This window comes from Vibrio rhodolitus, from assembly GCF_003350325.1.
Taxonomy (GTDB): domain Bacteria; phylum Pseudomonadota; class Gammaproteobacteria; order Enterobacterales; family Vibrionaceae; genus Vibrio; species Vibrio rhodolitus.
Genome location: NZ_QLYZ01000016.1, coordinates 108,945 through 115,792, shown reverse-complemented (window position 1 = coordinate 115,792; position 6,848 = coordinate 108,945). Strand labels below are relative to the sequence as shown.

Below are 6,848 nucleotides of genomic sequence, written 5' to 3'. Positions count from 1 at the left end.
TTAATGGCAGAAATTATTATGTGGTGGAATGGCTTAATCGCTATACAAGCGAAATGGCATTATGACTTTCAAGCGAACACCATTAAGCACCGACGCGTACTCTCGATCCCAAGGCTTGGTAAAGAAGTTCGTTGCCATCGAAGGTACCGAATAAGTGAATCACAATATCACTGGGCGATAGTGGAATACCAACGGCTGACACATGCCTGTGGACTGGGAGAATTATGAGGGGATCCGCCAGAGTCTGGACTAGAAAAAATTAGATTAAAAAAGACTATTAATTTCTACAAATTTGATTCCAAAACACCTTTGATACAACTATATCAAATAATATAAACAATCTGTTCTTCGAACCTTTTTAAAATGCGTCTTCATATATGCAAATCGCATCTTCATAGTTAATGGTTCGCGGGTTGTTTTCAAGTAAACGCGTGACGTTCATCGCTCCACTTGCTAAATCATCAAGTGAGCTCCTACAAATTCCGAGCTCCTTTAGTCCTGATGGTATGTCTAACTCTTTACACAGAAAGCTTACGTACGCAACACTATCGCTAGGAGAGGTATTTTCATCTCCTGTTAGCTTTGAAGCTAGAATGGCAAAACGTTCTTCACTACCTACAATATTAAAGCGCATTAATGTTGGCAACATAACGCTATTTGCAATTCCATGAGGAATGCCATACATACCACCTAGAGGGTAAGCAAATGCATGTACAGCACCAACTCCTGCATTAGCAAAAGCTATACCAGCCATATAGCTGCCTAAAAGCATATTCTCCCTAGCTTTTATATTACTACCTTCACGGTATGCTGTTAGAATGTTACGGCTGATCAATTCTATTGCTTTAAGAGCAAATGTATCTGAGTAAACAGAGGCGTTTCTGGCAACATAAGCCTCTAGAGCATGTATCAATGCATCCATGCCAGTTGCTGCTGTCAGTTTAGGAGGTTTGGTCAGAGTAAGGCTTGGATCTAAAACAGCAAAATTAGGAATTATCTTTTCTGATACTATCGCCCTTTTTAACTGCTGGTTATTATCAGTAACAATAGATATCTGGGTCGTCTCACTCCCGGTTCCAGCAGTAGTTGGCACCGCTATGATTGGAAGGGGAACATTTACTATGGTATCAATTCCTATGTAATCGCAAACCGAACCTCTATTGGTAAATAGAGCCGCAGCAACTTTAGCAGCGTCTACAGCACTCCCTCCCCCTAAACCGACAACTGCTTGTACGTTATACTCTCGGCACTCCTTTAGCATATCTTCAAGCTGTTCAATCGTAGGCTCAGCAAGTACCTTTGAATAACAGTAAGAAAAGATATCATTTTCTTTGAGAAGTTCTGTGATCTTTTTTAGAGCGCCGGACTGGACACTACTGGAGCCCGTAATAAAAAGTACGCTTGTTGCCTGAATTTGTTTAAGAATTTGAGGTAACTTATGAAAACTATTCACCCCACAATAGACATCTGGTGTACGTAAAATTCTAGTTGGATAAGTCATTTTCTAGCCCGCTCTTTTGAAACTTCGGAACATCAAGCTTATACGCTATCCTTTTAACGTTAAAGAAGTGCTCTGCTGTTATGTGGCTTTGTTGCTTAAATCGATGGAACTAAATCAAGAAGCTACGATCTGATCGGCTACACCCATTAATCGTCGTAGCCTCATGCCTAAACCTCGTTACAAAACAACTAACTGGACGCAGTACAACAAAGCCTTAATAAACCGTGGTTCTCTGACCTTTTGGATTGATGAGGAAGCGATAGCCGAGTGGAAGCAAAACAAACAAGGTAAGCGCAGCAGACCTCGCCAATTCAGCGACTTAGCCATTACTACTGCACTGATGGTGAAACGCATATTCTCTATGCCGTTGAGAGCACTGCAAGGATTTCTAGACTCGGTATTTAAGCTGGCTAACATCCCGCTAGTTTGTCCCCACTACACCTGTATAAGCCGTCGAGCTAAGGAAGTTGAGGTTTCATTTAAAACTAAAACCAGAGGTGCGATACAACACCTAGCCATTGATGCCACTGGCCTCAAGGTTTATGGCGAAGGCGAATGGAAGGTCAAGAAGCATGGTACTGACGGGAAGCGTAGGGTTTGGCGCAAGCTGCATATCGCAGTAGATACTAGCACCCACGAAATAGTCGCAGCAGAGCTGAGCTTATCTAACGTAACCGATGCCGAAGTACTTCCCAACTTGCTTAAGCAGACACGTCGTAAAATCATTGAGATATCAGGCGATGGTGCTTATGACACAAGGAATTGCCATGATGCCATACGGCTCAAGCGAGCTGTTCCGCTCATTCCGCCACTAGAAGGGGCAGCCTTCTGGGAACGAGGACATCCTCGCAACTTAGCAGTGGGTTGCCAGAAGCTCTACGGCTCGAACAAGAAATGGAAAAAGCGGCATGGTTATCATAAGCGCTCGCTCTCAGAGACAGCAATGTATCGGGTAAAACAGTTGTTAGGTGGGAAATTAAGCCTGAGGGACTACAACGCTCAAGTTGGTGAGACTTACGCTATGATCAAAGCGCTGAACAAGCTTACAGGGCTAGGTATGCCTGAAACTCAGTATGTTGTTTAAGAACTGAACAATATGGGGCTACCATGTCTTCTCATCGAATTAAGCAACAAAGCCCATTGGAATAGATCACCTGAGTCATTGCTTTGATAATATTGTCAATAGCTTGTTGATCGAACTTCAATAATTCATTTACGGAATCTTTTGCATTTATTATCAAGTCATCTACTTTTGTACCCATACTAAGAGTTACTCTCTCTATAAAAACTGATGAATACTGCCCCTAAAATCATTTGAACCCAACAAGAGGCAAACCAATCAAATTCACATTTGATACTAGCATTTAACTGTATCGGTTAACAACAATTCGGCAAATATGTTAAGGTTATCAATGTAGCGCTTGAGGGCATTCTAATGAAAGAAAAAAACATCAATTATAAAGCATCAACCCTAGATCTTTCGAACAAAAAGATCACTGTCTTCGATGTAGATGGAACATTAATAAAAACTGTTGAGGGTGAGTCAACAGTTTTTTTCGACATGATGGATTCTCTACTAAAAATAAAATCTGATAGAAACTTATCAGCCTACCCAGATCGTACTTATGCATCTTGTTTTAACCTGAATGCTAAGCAACTAGATACAAAAACAAAGAAAAATGTATACGAACTCATTGAGAAAGAAATGAATAATTTTATAGAAAGTACCTATTGGGAGAGGAACTCTACCGGAGAAATCTATTTAGAAAAAGCAAAAAAAGAGAAAAAGGAGATAGTATTTCTCACCGGTAACTGGGAAAGTTGTACAATGAAAAAATTCTCTATATGTGAGATAGAATTGAGCGGAGTAATTAACTCTACAACCATAGAGCAAGATTCAAAAATGAATTTCTTAAAAAGAATTATAGGTTCTACACCTAAAAATGAAGTAATTTACTTTGGTGATAGTGAATATGATCAAGAAATAGCAAAAAAAACAGGTATCGATTACATCATGGTAAAATAATTTCAACTTTACTGTTGTGTTTTCGAAACTCTTTAACCTTAATGGCCACTTCTCTTTTGAAGTAATCATCTTGCTGAGATATCATGATGCTTAAATCTTGTATAAAGTAATTTCCTTTCTTATTATTTTCTCGCTTATCCTTTACATTACTTATAATCTTTTGAAGGAATCCCGGATTATGGTAACTCTCGTTAGCATATTCAGTATAACAATAATTTAAAGTTCCTATATTCAAATCAAATCTGTTAATATCAAAAAAACGACTCTGACTTTGCTCAGAAATTATATTTTTAATATCCCTGTATACATACTCTATTTCTCGAAATTCGTCATTTTTATAATTATCACCTACGTCTGAGACCGAAATGTTACTCAAATTTTTTCGCCTAAACTCTGAAAGGTGACCTCGTAAAGCCAAGGTTCGTTTTACAATTTCCTCGGGTTCATTGCCAAACTGAGATAAAAGTAAATGTACTGCACTAGGAACTTTGAATGTCGCACTTTCACTCGTCTCTAAAGCGTTAACTCCACCACCTACCTGATGTAATGAGTTCTCTAATGCCAAGCTAGACATCGACCGAGCATGAGAAGACGAGAAATGCAAATCATTGAGCATAGACCAATAGGCATTAAACTTATTTCTAGTTTTCGACACAAAATCTAAAAGCTGCTCTTTAGTTGGCCTCTGATTTTGAAAGTGTGTCGTCAAAAGCTTAGTAAGTGGTTCGTATGAAAAAATCAGTCCGACTAAGTAACTAACGTCTGCATCAGCTTTTGATTGCGTAAGTATGTGGTCCAGATTATCAACTTGCTTTTGAGCTACAAGGGTATCTTCCAGAATTTTAACTGTTTGCTCCAAAATTTCCACATACCCAGTAGGAAACTTAGATTCCCTAGCAGCATTTGATTCTAGCCTTGGAGGTCCAGGAAGTATAATGTTGCCGCGATTTGGAGCCCAATCATTGTAAATCAACTTTGCAATTTCTTTTTGCTGTTTAGCAAACATTTCTTCATCGTCAGGGTATTCAAGTTCAACAAGAATGGACTTATCAACTCCCCAACTTTTGAGCTTTTCTATTGTTCGCTTAGTCCCGGACTTTATTTCATCTGGACCGAGCTCAGATGATACGCGAATTTCGTCGCAGAAAATCAATTGAGACAGAAAATTGTAGAAATCAATAACATCTGAATCGTACTTGATATTTTTATCCAAAACGCGCCCAATTGCGTGGTAACTTGTAATATCTCTAAAATGCTTCATTGACATACCCTATGTTTCCGCTAAATTAACATAACTTATAACTTCGCGAATTTACTTGCTTTTTGTCACATTTATCCCTTTTCAGAATTGAGACTTTTTATGAAGAGTAAGAGCAAAACAGACCCTACACATATAGCAAAAGAAAAGATACATCAGGCCCCAGATTTAACCTCAGGCTCTGTTGTATATGAAAACATCGATTTTTCTGATCGTAACGTCAAATTCTGTGGGAAATCTTTTCCTGATGGTTGTAAATTTATCAACTGCATATTTCCTGAGGGGACTTCGTTTGAAGATGCTAGTTTTGGTTCTGAAGAAAGCAAAACAAGAACAACTGTCAGATTTTCTAGTTGCACGTTCAAGGGAGATAGGACCTCCTTTTGCAATTCTAAGTTTATCAACTGTAATATAGATTTTTCAGAAAACAGATTCCTTTCAAGCACAGTGGACTTTTCATTGAGTGAGTTATCTGGCGGAGCTTTCACATTTACCGGAAATAAGATTTGTAATGGTCAATTACTATTCATGCATGCTGTATTTGATGCTTTTGAACTTGGTATGACATTGAAACGACTCACTATCGGGTTAGGTGCTGATTTCACAGGAGTTACCATTAAGTCTAAAGTGTTAGAAATGGATGATATTGAGTTTGGTGAAGGTGAACTATTATTCGAACAACTAACAATACATGCTGATAAAGTAATTATTAACAAATTTATAATAAGAGAGTATTTATTTAAAATTTCTCTCAAAAAAAATGAATGCAATACTATTTCAATAACAAATTCTAAGATTGGTGGTCGTTTTGTATTTTCATCCACTCATGGTCTGTCTGGGAGCTTGTTTTGTAATAGAATCGACTTTAATGGTGGGGTAAGCATTGCTCTAAAAGGCGTGGAAATTAATAGCCTCATCTCTCTGAAGGACTGTATTATAGATAGAGAACTAGACATTAGAGGGACATTTACTAGAACTCCCGATTTAACAGGAACATACATTAAAAATCATATTTCCATGAATAATTTCCGTGTACAGCCTATAAAAAAGAAGTTTTTAATTATTTTTAATAAACACCACTTTCCCGATGATTGTGAGTGGGAACGATTAGGTAAAATTAAGGAAATTTATGAGTCAAATAAAGATCATCAAAACACTATTAAGTTTCATGTCCTTGAAATGAAGGCTAGACGGCACCATCAGGTAAGAGGTTTGCAGTTAATTCCTGATTATTTATTTTCTGCATTTTCGGATTATGGTCTAAGTATAAAGCGTCCACTTTTATGGCTACTATTAATCTTTACTTCAATTTTTTTATTTACTTTTATTACAAGTTACAATCCATCACTTGAATATGATAATGGTATCATCTTTAAATCTCTCCTGATTTCACTTACTTCAATTTTTAGTTTTATACCAGAATCTAGAGAAATACGTTCAGACCTAATCAATGCAGTATACCTTCCGTGTCAAGAAGCAAATTGCTTAGTCCTAAATCCAATTTTTAGTAAGTGCAACATGGAGGTTATAAATCTCATTTTTTTAGTGTCCTCACTAATTTCCAGCTTGCTAATTTTTCTGATAGTGCTTGGCTTTAGAAATAGGTTCAAAATTTAGTAAAATCCATAAAAATACGATATTTATTTGGAATCAGATTTCGAGTAACCCGAAACAGATCAACTTGCGTTGTGTAGTTGTGCATTCAAATTGCTCTCCTACTAGAGGTGTTATGATTCGGTTTATGGCAACATTCTGCATAAAATGAATCGTCCACATATAGTGGTAGATGGAGGTTAATCTATCTATTTTCTGTCACGGTGACCGGCAAGAGAGACGGTGGTAGTTACGGTATTGAGACGATAACACTCTTCGATAGGGTAGAAATTAGCCCGTTGCCAAAACTCAAAAATGTCCAAAAACGCCCTACCTCATATAACCACAACACTAGGTAAAAATTCAGGACGAATTTTTAGGTTTTCGGCGTCGGGAACGCCTAAAACCGACCGGATAGCACCAGTCATACAAAAGCGCCTTTCTGATTACTCTTTGGCAAGACAAAGAGT

5 protein-coding genes and 1 pseudogene are annotated in these 6,848 nt (G+C 37.8%); 4 read left to right on the top strand and 2 right to left on the bottom strand.

Annotation, left to right across the window (positions count from 1 at the left end; all coding sequences use genetic code 11):
- A pseudogene (locus DPF93_RS21380) lies at positions 1-228 on the top strand (IS4 family transposase); the annotation flags it as partial.
- 130 nt (positions 229-358) lie between these two features.
- Here the strand turns inward: DPF93_RS21380 and DPF93_RS15120 are convergent.
- Complete coding sequence (locus DPF93_RS15120; protein ID WP_114766960.1) at positions 359-1,501, bottom strand: iron-containing alcohol dehydrogenase; 1,143 nt, start codon at positions 1,499-1,501, stop codon at positions 359-361.
- Between the two features lie 163 nt (positions 1,502-1,664).
- Between DPF93_RS15120 and DPF93_RS15115 the strand changes: the two genes are divergently transcribed.
- A complete protein-coding gene (locus tag DPF93_RS15115) occupies positions 1,665-2,585 on the top strand; it encodes an IS5 family transposase (protein ID WP_114766959.1) in 921 nt (306 codons plus the stop codon).
- Positions 2,586-2,936: 351 nt separating this feature from the next.
- On the top strand, positions 2,937-3,527 hold the full coding sequence (locus tag DPF93_RS15110; protein WP_114766958.1) for an HAD hydrolase-like protein: 591 nt from the start codon (positions 2,937-2,939) through the stop codon (positions 3,525-3,527).
- Here DPF93_RS15110 and DPF93_RS15105 read toward each other — a convergent pair.
- Positions 3,514-4,794 (bottom strand): hypothetical protein, encoded by a 1,281-nt coding sequence (locus DPF93_RS15105; protein WP_123777554.1) that lies wholly within the window; start codon positions 4,792-4,794, stop codon positions 3,514-3,516. The two genes, DPF93_RS15110 and DPF93_RS15105, sit on opposite strands and share 14 nt — an antisense overlap.
- A 93-nt stretch (positions 4,795-4,887) precedes the next feature.
- On the opposite strand from DPF93_RS15105, the gene DPF93_RS15100 reads away from it, so the two are divergent.
- The gene (locus tag DPF93_RS15100) at positions 4,888-6,402 is read left to right on the top strand and encodes a hypothetical protein (protein WP_114766956.1); all 1,515 of its coding nucleotides are present in this window, start codon (positions 4,888-4,890) and stop codon (positions 6,400-6,402) included.
- The last annotated feature ends 446 nt before the right edge of the window (positions 6,403-6,848 follow it).